The 18,951-nt window shown below is 35.0% G+C and carries 16 protein-coding genes; 10 read left to right on the top strand and 6 right to left on the bottom strand.

Annotation, left to right across the window (positions count from 1 at the left end; translation table 11 throughout):
- Positions 1 to 5: 5 nt before the first annotated feature.
- The 7 genes from FF52_RS20855 to FF52_RS20825 all read left to right on the top strand — a co-directional run bounded on the left by FF52_RS20855 (position 6) and on the right by FF52_RS20825 (position 7,926).
- Entirely contained in the window at positions 6 to 1,817 is a 1,812-nt protein-coding gene (locus FF52_RS20855) for a type IV pili methyl-accepting chemotaxis transducer N-terminal domain-containing protein (protein ID WP_008468744.1), read from the top strand.
- A 558-nt stretch (positions 1,818 to 2,375) separates the two neighbouring features.
- A complete protein-coding gene (locus FF52_RS20850; protein ID WP_008468741.1) occupies positions 2,376 to 3,035 on the top strand; it encodes a response regulator transcription factor in 660 nt (219 codons plus the stop codon).
- A gap of 97 nt (positions 3,036 to 3,132) precedes the next feature.
- Positions 3,133 to 4,617 (top strand): MFS transporter, encoded by a 1,485-nt coding sequence (locus FF52_RS20845; RefSeq protein ID WP_008468739.1) that lies wholly within the window; start codon positions 3,133 to 3,135, stop codon positions 4,615 to 4,617.
- Between the two features lie 79 nt (positions 4,618 to 4,696).
- Entirely contained in the window at positions 4,697 to 5,956 is a 1,260-nt protein-coding gene (locus FF52_RS20840; RefSeq protein ID WP_008468737.1) for an alginate export family protein, read from the top strand.
- Positions 5,957 to 6,093: 137 nt separating this feature from the next.
- Entirely contained in the window at positions 6,094 to 6,459 is a 366-nt protein-coding gene (locus FF52_RS20835; protein WP_008468735.1) for a hypothetical protein, read from the top strand.
- A 129-nt stretch (positions 6,460 to 6,588) separates the two neighbouring features.
- Complete coding sequence (locus FF52_RS20830; RefSeq protein ID WP_008468733.1) at positions 6,589 to 7,302, top strand: endonuclease/exonuclease/phosphatase family protein; 714 nt, start codon at positions 6,589 to 6,591, stop codon at positions 7,300 to 7,302.
- A gap of 3 nt (positions 7,303 to 7,305) precedes the next feature.
- Positions 7,306 to 7,926, top strand: coding sequence for a class I SAM-dependent methyltransferase (locus FF52_RS20825; RefSeq protein ID WP_008468730.1), 621 nt, complete (start codon positions 7,306 to 7,308; stop codon positions 7,924 to 7,926).
- A gap of 232 nt (positions 7,927 to 8,158) precedes the next feature.
- On the opposite strand, the gene FF52_RS20820 is transcribed toward FF52_RS20825, so the two are convergent.
- The gene (locus tag FF52_RS20820; protein WP_008468728.1) at positions 8,159 to 8,863 is read right to left on the bottom strand and encodes a Crp/Fnr family transcriptional regulator; all 705 of its coding nucleotides are present in this window, start codon (positions 8,861 to 8,863) and stop codon (positions 8,159 to 8,161) included.
- Positions 8,864 to 9,039: 176 nt separating this feature from the next.
- On the opposite strand from FF52_RS20820, the gene FF52_RS20815 reads away from it, so the two are divergent.
- The 3 genes from FF52_RS20815 (at position 9,040) to FF52_RS20805 (ending at position 15,041) form a co-directional block, all read left to right on the top strand.
- Positions 9,040 to 12,558, top strand: coding sequence for a nitrate reductase (locus FF52_RS20815; protein WP_008468725.1), 3,519 nt, complete (start codon positions 9,040 to 9,042; stop codon positions 12,556 to 12,558).
- A 277-nt stretch (positions 12,559 to 12,835) separates the two neighbouring features.
- A complete protein-coding gene (locus FF52_RS20810) occupies positions 12,836 to 14,266 on the top strand; it encodes a rubredoxin (RefSeq protein ID WP_008468723.1) in 1,431 nt (476 codons plus the stop codon).
- 130 nt (positions 14,267 to 14,396) lie between these two features.
- Positions 14,397 to 15,041 carry a hypothetical protein gene (locus tag FF52_RS20805; protein WP_008468721.1) on the top strand — a complete coding sequence of 215 codons (645 nt, stop codon included), beginning with the start codon at positions 14,397 to 14,399 and terminating at the stop codon, positions 15,039 to 15,041.
- A gap of 125 nt (positions 15,042 to 15,166) precedes the next feature.
- Here the strand turns inward: FF52_RS20805 and moaA are convergent, their stop codons facing one another.
- The 5 genes from moaA to FF52_RS20780 form a co-directional block, all read right to left on the bottom strand.
- Positions 15,167 to 16,174 (bottom strand): GTP 3',8-cyclase MoaA, encoded by a 1,008-nt coding sequence (gene moaA, locus FF52_RS20800; RefSeq protein ID WP_008468719.1) that lies wholly within the window; start codon positions 16,172 to 16,174, stop codon positions 15,167 to 15,169.
- Positions 16,161 to 17,075 (bottom strand): bifunctional molybdenum cofactor biosynthesis protein MoaC/MoaB, encoded by a 915-nt coding sequence (moaCB, locus tag FF52_RS20795; protein ID WP_008468717.1) that lies wholly within the window; start codon positions 17,073 to 17,075, stop codon positions 16,161 to 16,163. The genes moaA and moaCB overlap by 14 nt, the downstream gene beginning before the upstream one ends.
- Positions 17,075 to 17,506, bottom strand: coding sequence for a molybdenum cofactor biosynthesis protein MoaE (locus FF52_RS20790; RefSeq protein WP_008468715.1), 432 nt, complete (start codon positions 17,504 to 17,506; stop codon positions 17,075 to 17,077). The genes moaCB and FF52_RS20790 overlap by 1 nt, the downstream gene beginning before the upstream one ends.
- A 98-nt stretch (positions 17,507 to 17,604) precedes the next feature.
- The gene (moeB, locus tag FF52_RS20785; protein ID WP_008468714.1) at positions 17,605 to 18,699 is read right to left on the bottom strand and encodes a HesA/MoeB/ThiF family protein; all 1,095 of its coding nucleotides are present in this window, start codon (positions 18,697 to 18,699) and stop codon (positions 17,605 to 17,607) included.
- Between the two features lie 11 nt (positions 18,700 to 18,710).
- Positions 18,711 to 18,950 carry a MoaD/ThiS family protein gene (locus FF52_RS20780; protein WP_008468713.1) on the bottom strand — a complete coding sequence of 80 codons (240 nt, stop codon included), beginning with the start codon at positions 18,948 to 18,950 and terminating at the stop codon, positions 18,711 to 18,713.
- Position 18,951: the final 1 nt, after the last annotated feature.

Below are 18,951 nucleotides of genomic sequence, written 5' to 3'. Positions count from 1 at the left end.
AAGATATGAAAAAAAGCAATCAGGAAGCTGCAGAAAAAATCACTTTCAAAAATTTACGACGTCTGTATTTTTTTGCACTTCTTACTATTGCCTTAACTATAATTATCAGTCAATTTTTAGTGCAATACAATCTGAATCAGCAACTAAGCGATTCTAAAATCATTAATTTTTCGGGCAAGCAAAGAATGCTAAGCCAGAAAATCGTAAAAGAAGTTCTGATTCTACATTACGTTTCTGATTCGGCTACAGCCAAAAAAACTTCGCATTTAAAAGAAGTTTTAGAGCTTTGGAAAAGAAACCAAAACGCGCTGGAAAATGGAAATGACAGCTTAGCTTTTCCAAAAGAAAAATCAGAAACGCTAAATAAGCTATATCTAGAAATCAACCCAATTTTCAATAAAATTGCAAAAACCACGGACGCCTTTTTATTGAATTTACAGCAGAAAAAATCGGCATCTGAAAATCAAAAATTGGTTCAGACGATTTTAGAAAACGAAGGCATTTTCCTTTCAAAAATGAACCAGATTGTAACGCAATACGATCTTGAAGCGCACGAAAAAGTAACCGAACAACGCCGAATAGAATATTGGATTTTCGGATTCACTTTACTTGTTCTTCTTTTGGAATTCTTCTTCATTTTCAAACCAACCAACAAGAAAATCGAACGATTAATCGCCAAGCTTTTATCTTCTGAAAAGAAAGCGCTCAAACTCGCATACGACACCGAAATTCTGAGCGAAATCAAAGAAAACTCTGTAAAAGAATTAAAATCGCTCAATTACGCAATGGAGAACACGTTGCTTTATTGCCGAATTTCGCCAGACGGTTCCATTATTCATATTGGAGAAAAATTCGCTAAACTTCTCAATTACACTAAATTTTCATCCAACAAAAAATTCTCTGAAGTCCTTACTGCTGACGAAAAAGAACAGGTTAATTTTGACCGCCTGATTTTCGAAAAACAGCGCAGTGGCTGGCAGGGCGAAATGAAAATTTTGACCAAAGAAGAAAAAGAAATTTGGCTCGATTTATCAATGGTTCCCGTAATGATCAAAAAAGACGAACTGGAACTTTTGATTGTCTGTTTCAATATCACCGAACGCAAAAAAGCACAACGTGAAGTCGAGCGTTTAAACTTGGAAAACACGACTGAAAAAATCAATCAACAAAAAATTATTTCAAGCAAAATCGTTGAAAATCAGGAAAACGAACAAAACCGAATCGCCAAAGAAATTCACGACGGAATTGGGCAAATGCTCACGGGTTTAAAATTCAGTTTAGAAAGCATTAATTTAGATGACAGAGAAAAATCAGAACAAAAAATTGAGTATTTAAAGAAACTTTCTTTGGATATTATAAAAGGTGTCCGCACGGCCACTTTCAACTTAATGCCCCCAGAATTAAGCGATCACGGAATAGTTTCTTCTTTAGCAAAACTAACACAGGAACTTTCAAAACTTACGGGAAAAGAAATCCTTTTTTATAATAAAACCGATTTCGACCAGCGTTTGGATTCCTTAATTGAAATCAATATTTACCGTTTGACGCAAGAAGCCATCAACAACGCCATTAAATATGCCGAATCGACTCATATTATTGTGCAGCTTTCACACAGCGAAACACTTTTAAGTATCATCGTAGATGATAACGGAAAAGGTTTTGATGTCAATTCAGTCGACAAAAAACGTAACAGCGAATCCGGAATGGGCCTTTTATTCATGAAAGAAAGAATCCAATACATTAACGGTCGCGTTTTCATGAACTCCATTCCAGGCGAAGGAACCAGGATTACTTTTAATATTCCAATTCTTAAATAAGATAATTAGTCAATTAGAAAATTAGATAATTATTTAACGCATTCATAAGAATTATCTAATTGATACATTAACTCATTATCTAATTATCATGGCGAGCCAGTATTAGAAAAAGTGGGCTATCGATCTTTATCTATATTCGCCCACTTTCCCTAATACTGTCGGGCTATCCGCGCTACTCCGGTAGCTTGCTCCTATCCCTCTCGCGAGCACATGTTTTCAGAAGAAGATTTGTTCCATCAATAAAAAGTTCAATTGCCTCTAGCTTTAGCTGGAGGTAAAAAGCAAGTCTTCAAAAGGGCTTTAGCCTAACTTATGCATTTGGCTAAAGCCTCATATCATATCTTCAAAACCTCCAGCTAAAGCTGTAGGCAATTAAAAAGCAAACTTTGTCAAAAAGTTTTAAACTTTTATAAATCTGAGCACATAATCCTTTGGAATTTGGAATTTCCAAGATTAGAAATTTTAATATTGGAATTTATTTTTAAAAAAAGTACGTATATTAGCGTCTTCTTTTTAGATGAATATACGTAAAAATAGAGAATCAAAATTAAGTAAACTATGAGCAATATCATTCGTGTAGTATTAGCAGATGACCATGTTTTTGTTAGAGACGGAATCAAATCTTTGCTTGAAAACGAAGCAAACATCGAGGTTGTAGGCGAAGCGATTGATGGCGCAGATGCGCTTGAAGTTGTTACAGCAACAAATCCTGATTTACTTATAGTAGATATTCGTATGCCAAACTTAACGGGCATAGAGGTAGTAGAAAAACTTAGAAACGAAAAAAACAGCGTAAAAATCATCATGCTTTCAATGCACGAATCGGAAGAATATGTATTGAAATCGATAAAAGCTGGAGCTGATGGTTATTTATTAAAAGGTTCAAGCAAAGAAGAATTCTTAAAAGCTTTACATAGTGTCGCTGCAGGAGGAAAATATTTTAGCGGAGACATTTCTTCTATATTAATTAGCCAATTGACAAATTCATCTGCATCACTAGAACCTAAACAAAATTTAGGCGAAGAAATGATGATTACCAAAAGAGAAAAAGAAATCTTGACACTTCTTTTATCAGGTAAAGGAAACAAAGAAATAGCTGAAGCTCTTGAAATCAGTAAAAGAACTGCTGAAGTTCATCGTTTTAATCTGATGAAAAAATTGAAAGTAAAAAACTTGATGGAACTTTCTAATAAAGCTGCCGAGTATTCTTTAATTTAAAAAATACGTATAAATACGTAATTATTTATCAAAAACTGCGTTTTGGCAGGTTTTAACTAAGTTATAGTACTTATTTTTACTTAAAAATATAAGTGCTATGAAAAATACAAACTCACTATCGCAATCACACAAAATTTTATTTTTGAACACATTGGCATTTACAGTGTGTTTTGCCTGCTGGACATTAAATGGTGTTTTAGTAACCTTTTTGGTTGATAACGGAATTTTCCACTGGAGTGTTGTTCAGGTTGGATGGCTTTTAGGTATTCCAATCTTAACTGGATCTATCATGCGTCTTCCTATCGGAATTTTAACTGATAAATTTGGCGGAAAATATGTTTTTTCACTGTTATTACTGCTTTGTTCGATTCCGCTGTTTCTCCTTCCCTACGCTGACAGTTTCGCCATGTTTGCCTTACTTAGCTTTTTATTCGGAATGGTCGGAACAAGTTTTGCAGTCGGAATTGGCTATACATCAATCTGGTATCCAAAAGAATGGCAAGGCCGCGCTTTAGGAATTTTCGGAATGGGAAATGCCGGTGCCGCAATTACAACGTTTTTAGCTCCTTCTCTATTAAATCATTTTTCAATCAATGATCCACAAAACGGATGGAAAATTCTTCCTGTCATATATGCTGTTTCATTGGTCGTAATCGGTGTTGCCTTTTTAATTTTCGCTCAAAACAAAAAAATAGAAAGTAGCGGCAAAAGTGTTTCGCAAATGCTTTTGCCACTAAAATCACAAAGAGTTTGGCGTTTTGGAGCATATTACTTCTTGGTTTTCGGATGTTTTGTAGCCTATTCACAATGGCTGTTGCCAAATTTTATGAACGTTTACCAAACGAGCTTAGTAATGGGCGGTTTGTTCGCAACCATGTTCAGTTTACCATCTGGAGTAATTAGAGCTTTTGGAGGTTATTTGTCTGATAAATTTGGAGCAAGAAAAGTAATGTATTGGGTTTTGGGTTCTTCTGTAATTTTAAGTGCTTTACTATCAATTCCAAAAATGGAAATTACTACTTCAGGACCAGGAATATTAGCTGCTAAAAAAGGTGTCGTAAATGAAATCAGCGATAAAACCGTAAAAATTGGCGATAAAGAATATCCTATTGCACAAAAAACTGCCAACATGAATGAAAATGCTATTTTCCCAACTTCTACTAGCTGGCAAGATGTTGTAGTAGCTCACAACCAAAGTGTTGCAAAAAAAGAACTGATAGCAAAAGGAGTTACTGTTATTAAATTTGATGCCAATATGTGGGTATTCCTATTTTTGGTAATTCTTATTGGGATTTCGTGGGGAATCGGAAAAGCAGCGGTTTACAAACACATTCCAGAATACTTTCCAAAAGAAGTTGGCGTTGTGGGCGGAATGGTCGGAATGATTGGCGGATTAGGCGGTTTCTTTGGCCCAATTATCTTCGGATATTTACTGACTGAAACTGGAATCTGGTCAAGTTCATGGATTTTTATTCTAATTTTTTCAACTGCCTGTCTCGTTTGGATGCATTACACTATAACACAGCTATCTAAGGAAAAACGAGTTAAAATAAGCAAGACAAAATTAGAACCTGTATATTAGACTTAGATTAAAAAAAAATTAGAAATATGATAAAACATGGCTTTTTCTTATAAATTTACGACTAAAAAAAATATCACCCATGAAACAAATCAGAATTATTTTCCTGTTACTTCTAGGATCTACCGCTGCCTTACAGGCACAAGAATTAGACGTAAATCTTCAAATTAGGCCACGTTTTGAATATCGCAACGGTTACAAAACTTTGCTGCCAGAAGGACAAAAAGCAACTTCTCAAATATCTCAACGTTCGCGCTTAAACATTAATTTCAAACAAGATGATTTAATTGTAAAATTAACTTTTCAAAATACCAGAACATGGGGTGATGTTCCTACTGCAACCGTTGCCGATAAAAATGGTGTAGCTGTTTTTGAAGCTTGGGCACAATATAATTTTACCGAAAAATGGAGTGCGAGAATGGGGCGTCAAGTTCTTTCTTATGACAATCAACGTATTTTGGGTGAAATGGACTGGGCCCAACAGGCTCAAAGCCACGATGCGCTTACCATTACCTATCAGACAGAAAAGCAAAAGTTAGATTTTGGAGGAGCCTATAATTCAACTGCTGAAAATGCAGTTCAAACTCCTTATACAGTTGCCAATTATAAAGCGATGCAATACGCTTGGTATCACAATCAATTTAGCACTGATTTAGGTTTAAGTTTTTTATTGCTTAACACTGGTTACGAATATGCAAACGCAGATGCAAAACTTTTAGTTGATTATAAACAGACTTTTGGACCTTATCTAACTTACAAATCAAGCAAAATAGACAGTAACTTTTGGATATACGGACAAACTGGAAAAAGTACTGATCTGCAAGTAAGCGCTTGGAATGCCGCTGCAAATTTTAATTACAGCATAACAGAATCATTTAAAGCTGGTTTAGGATATGAATTTTTATCAGGAAAAGCTTCAAATGACGGCAGTACCGTAATTAAATCTTTTAACCCGATTTTTGGAACCAACCACGGATTTAACGGTTACATGGATTATTTTTATGTTGGAAATCACTTAAACAATGTTGGTTTGCAAGATGCTTTTATAAAATTGAATTACAATATAAACAAATGGCAATTTGCTCTTATGCCGCATGTGTTTTTAGCAGCAGCTGATGTTGTTACTCCTGCAAATGAAAAACTAGATTCCTATTTAGGAACTGAAATTGATGCAAGTTTTGGATATAATTTCAAAAAAGACATCACTGTAACAGGCGGTTATTCTCAAATGTTTGGTTCTAAAACAATGGAATTTATCAAAAATGGAGATGCAAATCATACCAACAATTGGGCTTGGTTAATGATTTCTGTTAATCCTAGAATTTTTAGCTGGAAAAAATAATTTTTCTTAAAATTTAACTCATATTTTTTACCCTTTTCCTATTTCTGGAAAGGGTATTTTTTTATTTCAAAAATAATGCGGATTATATGTTTAATTAATTATATTTGAAGTGATTATGAACCCCCAATTCTATCCTAATGAAACCATTTCTAAAATTGTCATTGCTGACTTTTATTGTCACGCAAACAGGTATTGCCCAAAAATACGATGATGCCTTAATTTCGAAAAACTCCGAAATTAATTTTGCCAAAACCCAAAAAAGAGGAATCAAAAAAAACAACATGGTTTATTATGTTGAAAATGATCTACAGACCGTTTCTGCCTACAAAAGAAAAAAACTGAAATGGCAAACTAATGTAATTTCGATCTGCGGAAAACCTAAAAAAGGCGAACCTGAAATTAGATATGTTGGTTATAACTCGAACAAACTGCTTATCGTGATTGGAAAACATAATTTTGCTGAAATTGATGTAAATAGCGGAGAAACAAAATTTGTCGGCTAAGATTAAAGAAATCTAAATATATAAATTGCCCTTTTTCTATTTTTAGAAGAGGGGTATTTTTTTTTTGAATCACAAAAATATTCTTCCCTTTAATCATTATATTTGAGTGAGAAATAATTTAATTTTCAAATGAAAATCATCGCTTGGAACTGCAACATGGCCTTCAGAAAAAAAGCAGAATTCATTCTCGCTCATAATCCTGATATTGCTGTAATTTCTGAATGTGAAAGTCCTGAAAAATTAAAATTTCCAACCAAAATACAAACACCAAAAGATATTCTTTGGTTCGGCACAAATCCGAATAAAGGTCTTAGCGTTTTTTCTTATAGCGATTATCGGTTTCAATTATTAGATTGTCATAATCCAGATTTTAAAAATATCCTACCAATAGCCGTTACGGGAGGAAAAGCTGATTTTATACTATTTGCCATTTGGGCAAATAATCCTGCAGATAAAGATGGCGCATATGTAACACAGATTTGGAAAGCGATTAATTTTTACGAAAATCTAATCAAAGAAACCAAAACCATTTTGATTGGCGATTTCAACAGCAATGCCATTTGGGATAAACCACGTCGCGAAGGCAATCATACCACTGTGGTAAACAAACTAGCCGAAAAGAATATTTTCAGCACGTATCATAAATACTTCAATCAAATTCAAGGCAAAGAAGAGCATCCAACTTTGTATATGTATCGACACGAAAACAAGCCCTATCATATGGATTATTGCTTTGCTTCAAATGATTTTGTCGAAGTTTTAGAAAGTGTGGAAGTAGGAAGTTATAAAGATTGGACTTTGTACAGTGACCATAAACCTTTAATAATTAAATTCAATATATAAACCATGAACAACTGGACTCAGCGTTGGGACGACCGTTATAAAAGCGAAGAGTTCGCATACGGCGAAGAACCCAATAACTTTTTAAAAGAACAACTAGAAAAACTAAACCCAGCCTCTATTCTTTTTCCTGCCGAAGGCGAAGGCCGAAATGCCATTTTTGCAGCAAAATTAGGCTGGCAGGTTTCGGCTTTTGATATTAGCGAAGAAGGCAGAAACAAAGCATTAAAACTTGCTGAAGCAAATAACGTTTCGATTGATTATCAGGTTGGCGAATTAGAAACTCTAGATTTCGAAGCAGAACAATTTGATGCAATTGCATTGATTTACGCGCATTTTCCAGCTGAAATTAAATCGGAAATTCACAAACAGCTTGATCAACTTTTACGCAAAAACGGAATTATTATATTTGAAGCTTTCAGCAAAAAGCATTTAGAATATGTAACTAAAAACGAAAAAGTCGGCGGACCAAAAGATATTGAATCTCTTTTTTCAATCGAAGAAATCAAAGCTGATTTTCCAAATTATGAAATCATCGAATTGGAAGAAAAAGAAATCGAACTCAGCGAAGGTTTATTCCATAACGGAACAGGTTCTGTAATTCGATTTGTGGGAAGGAAAAAATAAATATTTGTACGTACAATCATTTTTAACACATAGAAACATAGATTTTAAAATACCTCAAGGGCGTTTCACTTTCATAAATACACATAGCTATGTGTAAAAATCTAGATTTTTAAAATAATCTTTTTCGACAGATTTCAAATTCTATGTTTCTATGTGTTAAAATGCAGACGCATTGCAATGCATCCCCACAATCAGAAACCTTAGCATCTTAGAATCTTAGCAACTTAGAAAATTAAAAATACTTATGCTCCATAATTTCAGCTCGCAAGGTTGAAACTTCCAAAATTCCAACACGCTTTCCTTCCGTTTTAATCAGAGATTCCTTTTTCAGGCTTGATAAGATTCGAATGGCTTGTTCTTCAGTAGTTCCGGCAAAATCAGCAATTTCCTTTCGTGAAAGCTCAATATCAATAAAACCATTAGTTTGTCCAAATTTGCGATGAATGTAAAGCAACAAATCAATCACACGTTCCCGAACATTCATGTGTGCAATTTTGCGGATATTGTTTTCACTTTTGTTCAATTCCTCGGCATAAAACAACATTAAGGCATACGTAAATTCGGGAATGTGCTTTAGAATTTCAATCATTGTTTCATTACTGAAATTGCACAAAACCGTATCTTCCAATGCATAAGCGCCAATCAAATATCGCTTGCTCGTTCCAAATCCGCGAAAACCAATTATATCACCGTTTTTGGTTAATCGAACGATTTGTTCCCGACCGTTAATTCCCGTTTTTACTGTTTTGGCTTTTCCTTTGCAAATAAAATAAAGCCCCTGCAAAGGCGAGCCTTCGGTAATAAACTGATCCGATTTTTTACAGATTATATTCTGTTTTTTAGAAATATAACTTGTCATCTGCTCTAAATGCAAATGTTTCTTGATAAAACAATTTTCATTGGCACAGGAATAACAAACGGTTGGTTCTTCTTTCATGAGTCTAATTTTTAGCCGATTAAAAACTAATTTGTTGTTCCTCATTTATTTTCATCAAAAATAAAAAAATAAATCCAAAAAATACGTATTAATACGTAAAAATACTTATTTTTGCTTACGTACTTTTTCTAAAGTCAAATTATTCAAATAAAGTAGTATCTCTAAATAGAACTCTAATGCAAACTACGAAGATCAAAACTACCTGTTCCTACTGCGGCGTTGGCTGTGGCATAATCGTGACCAACGATGCCAAAAATGGTGTAATGGTCGAGGGCGACAAAGATCATCCTGTAAACAAAGGAATGTTGTGTTCTAAAGGAATGAATCTGCACTACGTAGTCAACGATACTTCTGATCGAATTTTATATCCAGAAATGCGCGGAAGCAAATCGTATCCGCTGGAACGCGTAAGTTGGGACACTGCTCTAGATCGAGCTGCAGCGGTTTTTTCTTCTATCATAAAAAAACACGGACCAGACAGCGTTGGTTTTTATATTTCGGGTCAATGTTTAACAGAGGAATATTACTTAGTCAACAAACTCGTTAAAGGATTTCTAAAAACCAACAATATCGATACCAACTCCAGACTTTGCATGAGTTCTGCAGTGGTAGGCTACAAAAAGACTTTCGGTGAAGATTCTGTGCCAATTGCATATGATGATATTGAATTGGCAGACACTTTTTTAATTACAGGCGCAAATCCAGCTTGGTGCCACCCTATTCTATTTAGACGTTTAGAAAAACACAAAGAGAAAAATCCGAAAACTAAAATAATCTGCATCGATCCAAGACGAACCGACACTGCCGCTTTCGCCGATTTGCATTTGCAGATTATTCCAGGTTCTGATATTATTTTATATCATGCTATTGCCAGACGCATTATCGAAAAAGGTTACGTAGATCATGATTTTGTAAAAAACCACGCCGAGAATTTCAAACCATACAAAGATTTAGTTTTAGGAACTTCACTTGAAAAAGCCTCTAAACTTTGCGGAATTTCGGTAAACGACATTAAACTTGCTGCCGATATTATCGGAAAAGCAAAAGGTTTTATTTCGCTTTGGGCAATGGGATTAAATCAAAGTGCTGTTGGCGTTGACAAAAACACGGCATTGCTGAATTTATCTCTTTTAACGGGACAAGTTGGAAAACCGGGTTCAGGCCCTTTTTCTTTAACTGGACAACCCAATGCAATGGGCGGACGCGAAGTAGGCGGAATGGCAACGCTTTTGGCAGCGCATAAAGATATTGCCAATCCAACGCATCGTAAAGAAGTTGCTGATTTTTGGGGTGTTGACGAAATTTCAGATAAACCAGGCTTAACAGCAACAGAAATGTTTGAAGCTCTAGAATCTGGAAAAATGAAAGCCGTTTGGATCATCTGCACCAATCCGCTAGTCAGTTTACCAGATTCGCGCAGAGCTGAAAAAGCACTTCAAAATGCTAAATTTGTTGTGGTTCAGGATATTTCTCATAATGCCGATACCGCCAAATTTGCCGATTTATTATTGCCTGCTGCTGGCTGGCTGGAAAAAGAAGGAACGATGACCAACTCGGAGCGTCGTATTTCTTATCTGCCTAAAGGAATCAATGCGCCTGGAGAAGCGCTTCCTGATATTGAAATCTTGATTCGTTTTGCTAAAAAAATGAATTTCAACGGCTTTAATTTCAACAGCGCCGAAGAAATCTACAAAGAACATTGCGCGCTTACCAAAAATACCAATATTGATATTTCATTCTTAAATTATAATCGTTTAAAAACCGAAGGAACTTTTCAGTGGCCTGTTCCAGACTACAATCATCCGGGAACTCCAAGATTATTTACCGATAAAAAATTCTATACGCCTTCTGGAAAAGCGATTTTTAATCTGCCTGTTTCGATTGAAAATACGTCGGTGCAACCAAATGATGAATTTCCTTTTATTTTAACCACAGGAAGAATTCGCGATCAATGGCATACGATGACTAAGACTGGAAAAGTATCTCGATTATTAACGCATATTCCAAGTCCAGTTTTAGAAATAAATCCAATTGATGCATTTAAAAACGATATCAAAAATGGTGACATTGTGGTCGTTGCAAGCAAAAATGGAGAAGTTCGCATAAAAGCAAAAGTTACCGATTCGATCAAAGAAAAAGTAGTTTTCCTGCCGATGCATTGGGGGAAACAGCTTGAAAATGATCTTAATAGAACCAATAACTTAACCAATACCGTTGTCGATCCAGTTTCAAAAGAACCTGATTTTAAGTTCACAACGGTTTCGATTAAAAAATATGTAAAACCTTTTCAGAAAATTGCCATTGTTGGTGCTGGAGCAGCTTCTTTTCGATTTATTCAAAACTATCGGGAGTTCAATACAACCGATGAAATCATTGTGTTTTCGAATGAAGTAAATCCGTTTTATAATCGTGTTTTGCTGCCAGAATACATGACTGGAGAATTCAGTTGGGAACAGCTTTTAAAAGTAAAAGACGGAGAAACTTTCAATAAGCTGAAAATTAATATGAAAGCGGGAGTCTCTATTGATAAAATAGATGCGAAACAAAAAACAATTCTAGACAGCCAAGGCGAAATTCATACTTTCGATTCTTTGATTCTTGCAACAGGAAGCCGTCCGTTTATTCCTGAAAATGCACAGCTGCATCTTCCTGGCCGATTTACCGTTCGAAGAAAAGAAGATGCTGATCGTTTGAAAAAACATTTAGACAACACCAATCTTCCTCCAGAAGAACAGCATGTCGTTATTATTGGCGGTGGTTTATTAGGATTAGAATTGGCAGCCGCCTTAAAACATAAAAAAGTAAAAACTACGATTATTCAGCGCGCTTCCCGCTTGATGGAACGTCAGTTAGACCGAATTTCAAGCAAATTATTAGCCGAAGAAGTTCAGCTTCGAGATATTCAGATTTATTTTGATAATGAAGTCAGCACTGTTTTTGAAACTGATAATCCCAACGAAATTGAAATTGCTTTAAAGAGCGGTAAAATCATAACGGCCAATGCCATTGTTTATACAATTGGAACAATTCCGAACATCGAAATTGCACGTGAAAGCGGATTAGCCTGCGGACGTGGCGTAAAAGTAAATCAGTATTTGCAGACTTCAAATCCAGATATTTTTGCAATTGGTGAAATAGCTGAATTCGATAATAAATTATTCGGAATAACTTCTGCCGCTGAAGAACAGGCAGATATTCTGGCTAACTTTTTAGCAGGCGATATCAGCAGTTATTACAAAGGCTCTATCTTAATGAATATTCTGAAATTAGAAGACATCAACCTTTGCAGCATTGGAGATATTACGATTCCAGAAAATGACGATTCGTACGAAGAAATTGTTTTTGCCGATTTGAAAAAACGTTATTACAAAAAATGCATTGTAAAAGATGATCTTTTGGTCGGTGCCATTTTAATGGGCGATAAAAACGAGTTTGCCGAATTTAAAACGATGATTGAAAGCAAAATCGAATTATCAGACAAACGAAATACGCTTTTAAGAGGGAGCACAAATGCAAAACCGGTTTTAGGAAAATTAGTCTGTTCCTGCAGTCAGGTTGGAGCTGGAAACATTGAAGAAACCATTAAAAGTGGTGTAAACGATTTCACAGCATTATGCAAAAATACAGGTGCTGGTTTAGGCTGCGGAAGTTGTAAAACAGAGGTTAAAGAGATTCTTGCAAAGTGCAAAGTGTAGCTTTTCTAATATTGTGTTGATTTAAACGCAAAGTCCGCAAAGGTTTTTCGCAAAGTTTCGCAAAGAATAATATTCTATGCTTAAAATTGTTTTCTAGCGAAAAAAGTTCACAAAGCTATGCGCTAAAACCTTTACCCAAAGCTTTGTGAACTTTGGCAACTCATTATAAAATAAAAAACCTTTGCGGAAAACCTTTGCGAACTTTGCGGTAAAATTTGTGTTCAAAGTAAAGCAACTTGAAACCTGAAACAAAAAGAACCTGAAACAAAAAGAAAAAATGGAACTAACAAGATTAATAGTAAAAGGAGGCGTTATATCGCCAGGAGAATTACGAGAAGTTGTAAACATTGCTTTGGAAGAAGGGCTGGATTCCATTTCGTTTGGTTCTAGGCAGGATATTATTTTTCCAAAAGGATTTAAATCTTTGGACAAAACCACTTTAGGAAAACATCATTTTGTTTATCCCGACCAGAAAAGCGGGAACAATATTGTTTCATCTTATGTTTCGACTGATATTTTCAGAAATACCAATTGGCTGACTGGAAATCGTTTTTTATATATTTTGGAAGAATTTAAAGAACAGCCAAAACTAAAAGTCAATATAACCGATCCGAAACAGCAATTGGTTCCTCTGTTTACAGGGCATTTGAATTTTATAGCCTCAGAACACGAAGATTATTGGTATTTGTATATCCGTCTTCCTAAATGGGAAAAAATGGAAGTTTATCCTGTTTTGCTTTACAGCTGGGATTTGGCAAAGATTTACTATGAAATCGAAAAAATAACCGACGAAGGTTCTGTTGATATTGAAATGCTTTTTACTTTAGTAAGCGAAGCTTTAGACACTAATAACCGAACAATCGACAAACCATTGAACATTCCGTTTTATCCATTTCCTTATTACGAAGGAATGAACAGAATGGGAATCGATCAATATTGGCTGGGATTGTATTGGCGAAACAATCTTTACGATTTAGATTTCCTGAAAGAAATGTGCGATTTGTGTTTTGAATGCAAAATCGGAAAAATCTGTATCACGCCTTGGAAATCTTTCATCATAAAAGGGATTCCGAAAGATCGAAAACTGGAATGGGAAAAGTTTTTAGGGAAAAGAGGCATCAACGTTCGTCATTCTTTATTAGAACTCAATTGGCACTTACCTGTTGCAATGGAATGGGCTTTGAACCTAAAAACGTTCCTCGTTAGAACATTAGATCAATTTGACATCAGTACATACGGATTGAATTTCGGAATTTCAGAATACAATCGCGACGGACACTATTTCACTTCGATTGTCATTGAAAAAAATGAACTTCCAAAGGATTTAGAATCCATTAAGATACGCGATACTTACAATGTTTTGTTCGCAAAGAACTTCGACCCAAATACACGTGAATACATTGTGCATTCGCAAGACATTGACAAACTCGAACTGCCAACCATTTTAATTGAATTAAGTCGAAAATATTTTGAAGAATTAGGAAACACTGCGTCTGAGATTACTGAAAAACAACAGAAAAAAGAAAAACCGCAACAGGATATTTACCAATGTCAGGAATGCTTAACGCTTTATAATTCTGAATATGGAGACGAAACACAGGGAATTCCCAAAGGTCTTTTGTTTGAAAATCTCCCAGAAACGTATTGCTGTTCTCTTTGTGAAGCACCAAAAAGCAATTTTAGGATTTTGGAAACGGTTGAAAATTAATAAGTTCTATTATTTATGTATTCAAAAATTGCGTATATTTAGCTTAACAAAGAATTTATGATAAAGCTGCATACTTCACAAGCTTTATAATCATTTGGTTAACATCTATTACTCAATAAAAAATACCGTTATGATAAAAAGAACAACACCACCTTCTGCTGAAAAAGTTACTGATATTCCCGCAGAAACAGCTGTAGAAAGTACTACAGAAATACAGCCAGAAACCAAGACAACCATTAGAAGAACCACCAGAACGGCTGTAAAACCATCAGCTGCGAAAACTGCAACTACAAAATCACCTGCTGCGAAGACAACAGCTACAAAAGCTCCTGCAGCTACGGTAAAACCTGTGGCAAAAACTCCTGTAAGAGCAGCTTCAAAAGCGACTCCGTCTGCGACTGTGAAAAAAGCAGCAACGACTCCCGCAAAAACAGAACCTATCGTTTCTGAAATCGTAGAAATCAAAACTGATGACATTCCGGTACCTTTTGAAGAAAACAAACCAGTTGTAACGGTTGAAAAAATTGGTAAAGAAAAAAACGATATAAAATCAAAGCTGAAAGCTAAACTTAAAGCCAAAAAAGAAAAAGAAAAGAAAAGAGAAAAAGCAATTAAAGCTGTTATTAAAAAATTAGAAAAAGCTAAAAAAGCAAAACTAAAAGCAGCTGAAAAGAAAAAAGAAAAGGCTAAAAAAGAAAAAGCAAAAGCGAAAGCCAAGAAGCTTGAAAAGAAAGCTAGGGCTCAGAAAAAAGCTAAAGCTAAAAAGAAAAAATAGTTATAAGAAAGGTTTGACTTTATGAGTTGAACCTTTTTTTACACTCCAACGAGTCATTGCGAATTAGGCTTAGGCTTCGCTCAGCCAGACAATTCACAATTAATAATTCACAATTAATAATTAATTTACCCCCCAATCGCAATCATACTACGATTATCTGAATGAAGTGTTGGATCATCAATTTCATTAATGGTAGACATTCCAGCGCGGACTTTCTTTTTATTCTGAATCGATTCTGAAATCAAATCAGTGATGGATTCTCCGTTTCTAAATGCCGTCAACAAATCGGTTTCTGCATTGGAGAAAAGACAGTTTTTAATTTTACCATCCGCCGTCAAGCGGATTCTATTGCAGCTATCACAAAATGGATTTGTAATAGAACTGATAATTCCGAAATCGCCTTGAAAGCCTTTAATTTTATAATTTCTCGAAGTGAAGTTTTTTTCATCTTCCAGTTTTTGAATTTGATCCGATGAAAATTGAGTTTCCACTAAAGATAAAATCTCGTTCTGTGAAACCATTTTACTTCTGTCCCATTCATTTCCTGCAAAAGGCATAAACTCGATAAAACGAACTGAGATTGGCAGAAACTGAGTCAGTTTTACAAAATCGACAATTTCGTTTTCATTAAAACCTTTAATTAAAACTACATTCACTTTTACCTCAAAATCATGATTCAAAAGCAAATGCAAATTATCAATCACTTTCTCAAACTGATTTCGAAGCGTTATAGAGGCAAATTTAGAAGCCACCAAAGTATCTAAACTCAAATTGATTTTTTTGACATTAAATTGCTTTAAAATGTCTATATGACGATCAATTAAAATTCCGTTTGTCGTTATCGAAAGTGAAATATCTAAAGTTGATAATTTAGAAACAATTTCAGGAAAATCCTTTCTCAATAAAGGTTCTCCGCCTGTTAATCTAATTTTATCAACACCATTTTTTACGAAAGTCTGAGCAATTGCAAAAATCTCATCGCCAGTCATTAAACTGGCTTTTGGAGAAAGCGCGATCCCATCCGCTGGCATGCAGTACGTACAACGCAGGTTGCATTTTTCCAGCAGCGAAATGCGCAGATAATTGTGCTTGCGCCCAAAACCATCCGTTAAAATAGTGTTAGAGACTGTCATGATTTTTTCCTTTTAAAATATGAAAAACGTGCATTACATGGGGAAAAACAGCATCCATAGACTCTCTTACTCCGTTTGTTGAGCCTGGTAGCGCCATAACTAGGCTATTACCTAAAGTTCCTGCAACACTTCTAGAAAGCATCGCATACGGCATTCTTTGCTGACCATAATTTCGAATAGCTTCTTCTATTCCAGGAATTCTGCTTTCCAAAATCGGCTCTAAAGCTTCAGGTGTTACATCTCTTGGAGACAAACCTGTTCCACCTGTAAAAATCACCAACTGATTTTCTTTAGCGTAAGTTTTTGTTTTCTCTTGAATAATATCCAATTCATCCGGAATGATTTCGTAATGCGAAGTTTCAACTCCATACGAATCCAGTTTTTCTACAATTGTTTTTCCTGAACGATCTTCTTTATCGCCAGCAAAAATCGAGTCTGAACAAACAAAAACCGCTGCTTTTATAGCATTCGGAAACTTATTTCTAAAAGAAGATTTTCCTCCTTCTTTATTAATTAATTTGATAGTCGAAATCTCAATTTCTTTATCAATTGGTTTCAGCATGTCGTACATGGTCAACGCTACGATAGATGCGCCGTGCATCGCTTCAACCTCAACTCCTGTTTTGTAAACGGTTTTTACTTTGAAAATAATATGAATCTCTAATCCTTCAATTTGATATTCGACTGAAGTAAATTCAATTGGAAGCGGATGACAATCTGGAATGGACAAATGCGTATTTTTTACCGCAAATAACCCAGCCGTTTTTGCCATTTCAAACACGTTTCCTTTTGGCACCAAATTATTGACAACAGCATCAATTGTTTCTTGTTTGCTGACTTTGACAATTGCGGTTGCGGTTGCGACTCTTAAAGTGCTTATTTTATGCGTAATATCTACCATTAACTATTTTGTTTCCATGTGAATGTGTCGTTTTCAAACATTTCTTTGCCAAAAATCGGCACATCGGTTTTGATCCAATTTACAATAGCTTCTGTGGCTTCATACACTTGTTTGCGACGTGTTGCCGATACAAAAACAAACAAACAGATTTCACCTGCTTTTACCACGCCCAAACTATGATAAATATGCATACAGGTCAAATCAAATTTGGCGAAAGCTTTTTCACGAATTGCATATAACGCTTCATTCGCCATGTCTTTATACGCCGAATAATCAATGGCAACGACTGTATTGTCGTGAATAACATCGGCACGGACTTGCCCTAAAAAGATATTATGTGCTCCAATAGTATGTTTTGATTGATGTTTGGCAATCGATTCGGCAATAAACTCAGGAGAAATCGGTCCTTCTACAAATACATTTTTACTCATTTTTTATATATTTTTTTTAGCCGCGAATGCACGAATTATAACGTATTAATTTGTGCAATTATATTTCACAAATTAATTCAATACTTTACGGATAGATTTTAAAAAATAAAATTCGTGAATTCGTGGCTATCCTTTTTTTCTTCTAATAAATTTCGCATTGCTAAAGCGCCACCAGCAATGCTTTTTATATTTTTAAATCGATGCTTTTGAAGCAACTCGAATGCAATTTTACTTCTAATTCCAGATTGGCAGAAAATGTAAATGGTTTGTTTTTTATCCAGTTTTTCTAACTTACTTTCCAAATGCATTAACGGAATCTGAATTTGATTTTTTAAACTGATTTTTGGCGATTCATCTACATTTCGAACATCGAGAAAAAGAACTTCATCGTTATCCATTTCATTCAAAACTGATTCAAAACTTACTTCCTCCACTTCACATTTATTGTATTTTTCTTCGAATGCTTCTCTGGTGATGCTTTGAAAATCATTTTTCTCGAAATCATACTTTTGCTGTTCGTTATTCAGCGTATTACAAACCAATATTTTTCCGCTTAAAATTGCTCCGATTCCGAGAATCATTTTTAAAACTTCATTGGCTTGAAGCATTCCGATAATCCCAACTGAAACGCCAAGCACTCCAGCTTCTTCACAATTTGCCGCCTTTAAATTTTCTTCGGGATATAGACATCTGTAAGTTGGTCCATTTTTATAATTGAATACCGAAACTTGTCCTTGAAACCTGAAAATTGATCCATAAACCATTGGTTTATGAGTTACCAGACAGGCATCGTTTATTAAATATTTGATTGCGATATTATCTGTTGCATCAACTATAATGTCATATTTTTCAAATAATGAAATGGCATTTCTTCCAGATAACTTTTCAGAAATTGCTTTTACTTTAACTAAAGGATTCAATTCAGCAATCATTGCTTTGGCTTCCTTTGCTTTTGATTTTCCGATAGCTTCAGTTTTGTAAATTACTTGTCTTTGAAGATTAGAAATTTCGATAACATCATGATCTACAATTCCAATTTCTCCCACTCCTGCAGAAGCCAAATATGGTAAAATCGCAGCGCCCAAACCTCCTGCGCCAATTACTAAAACTTTTGATCTGGATAATTTTTCCTGACCTTCCTCTCCTATTTCAGGAAGTATAATTTGTCTGTTATATCGGGTTGATGAACTCATAAATCATGTTTTTATCCTCCTGCAAATGGCGGCAATAATGCTACAATATCGCTAGTCTGTAAAGTGTAATCTGAAGTTTTGGAAACTATTTTTTGATTGACTGCAACGCTGAAAGTCAGTGATTCAAACTCGTATTTTTCGTTTAAATCCTGTAATAATTTTTGCAACGAACATTGTTCTGAAAAAGATAATGTTTCGAATTCACATTTTGTTTTTTCAGCGACAGCTCCAAAATATTTAACCTCAATCATT

It is taken from the genome of Flavobacterium sp. F52, from assembly GCF_000278705.1.
Taxonomy (GTDB): domain Bacteria; phylum Bacteroidota; class Bacteroidia; order Flavobacteriales; family Flavobacteriaceae; genus Flavobacterium; species Flavobacterium anhuiense.
The sequence above is the reverse complement of the archived record's forward strand: the minus strand, read 5'-3'. Positions and strand labels throughout refer to the sequence as shown.

What these genes read in the sequence shown, in the direction of transcription:
- FF52_RS20855 (WP_008468744.1), top strand. Translation starts at nt 6, where the DNA reads ATGAAAAAAAGCAATCAGGAAGCTGCAGAAAAAATCACTTTCAAAAAT.
- FF52_RS20850 (WP_008468741.1), top strand. Translation starts at nt 2,376, where the DNA reads ATGAGCAATATCATTCGTGTAGTATTAGCAGATGACCATGTTTTTGTT.
- FF52_RS20845 (WP_008468739.1), top strand. Translation starts at nt 3,133, where the DNA reads ATGAAAAATACAAACTCACTATCGCAATCACACAAAATTTTATTTTTG.
- FF52_RS20840 (WP_008468737.1), top strand. Translation starts at nt 4,697, where the DNA reads ATGAAACAAATCAGAATTATTTTCCTGTTACTTCTAGGATCTACCGCT.
- FF52_RS20835 (WP_008468735.1), top strand. Translation starts at nt 6,094, where the DNA reads ATGAAACCATTTCTAAAATTGTCATTGCTGACTTTTATTGTCACGCAA.
- FF52_RS20830 (WP_008468733.1), top strand. Translation starts at nt 6,589, where the DNA reads ATGAAAATCATCGCTTGGAACTGCAACATGGCCTTCAGAAAAAAAGCA.
- FF52_RS20825 (WP_008468730.1), top strand. Translation starts at nt 7,306, where the DNA reads ATGAACAACTGGACTCAGCGTTGGGACGACCGTTATAAAAGCGAAGAG.
- FF52_RS20820 (WP_008468728.1), bottom strand. Translation starts at nt 8,863, where the DNA reads ATGAAAGAAGAACCAACCGTTTGTTATTCCTGTGCCAATGAAAATTGT.
- FF52_RS20815 (WP_008468725.1), top strand. Translation starts at nt 9,040, where the DNA reads ATGCAAACTACGAAGATCAAAACTACCTGTTCCTACTGCGGCGTTGGC.
- FF52_RS20810 (WP_008468723.1), top strand. Translation starts at nt 12,836, where the DNA reads ATGGAACTAACAAGATTAATAGTAAAAGGAGGCGTTATATCGCCAGGA.
- FF52_RS20805 (WP_008468721.1), top strand. Translation starts at nt 14,397, where the DNA reads ATGATAAAAAGAACAACACCACCTTCTGCTGAAAAAGTTACTGATATT.
- moaA (WP_008468719.1), bottom strand. Translation starts at nt 16,174, where the DNA reads ATGACAGTCTCTAACACTATTTTAACGGATGGTTTTGGGCGCAAGCAC.
- moaCB (WP_008468717.1), bottom strand. Translation starts at nt 17,075, where the DNA reads ATGGTAGATATTACGCATAAAATAAGCACTTTAAGAGTCGCAACCGCA.
- FF52_RS20790 (WP_008468715.1), bottom strand. Translation starts at nt 17,506, where the DNA reads ATGAGTAAAAATGTATTTGTAGAAGGACCGATTTCTCCTGAGTTTATT.
- moeB (WP_008468714.1), bottom strand. Translation starts at nt 18,699, where the DNA reads ATGAGTTCATCAACCCGATATAACAGACAAATTATACTTCCTGAAATA.
- FF52_RS20780 (WP_008468713.1), bottom strand. Translation starts at nt 18,950, where the DNA reads ATGATTGAGGTTAAATATTTTGGAGCTGTCGCTGAAAAAACAAAATGT.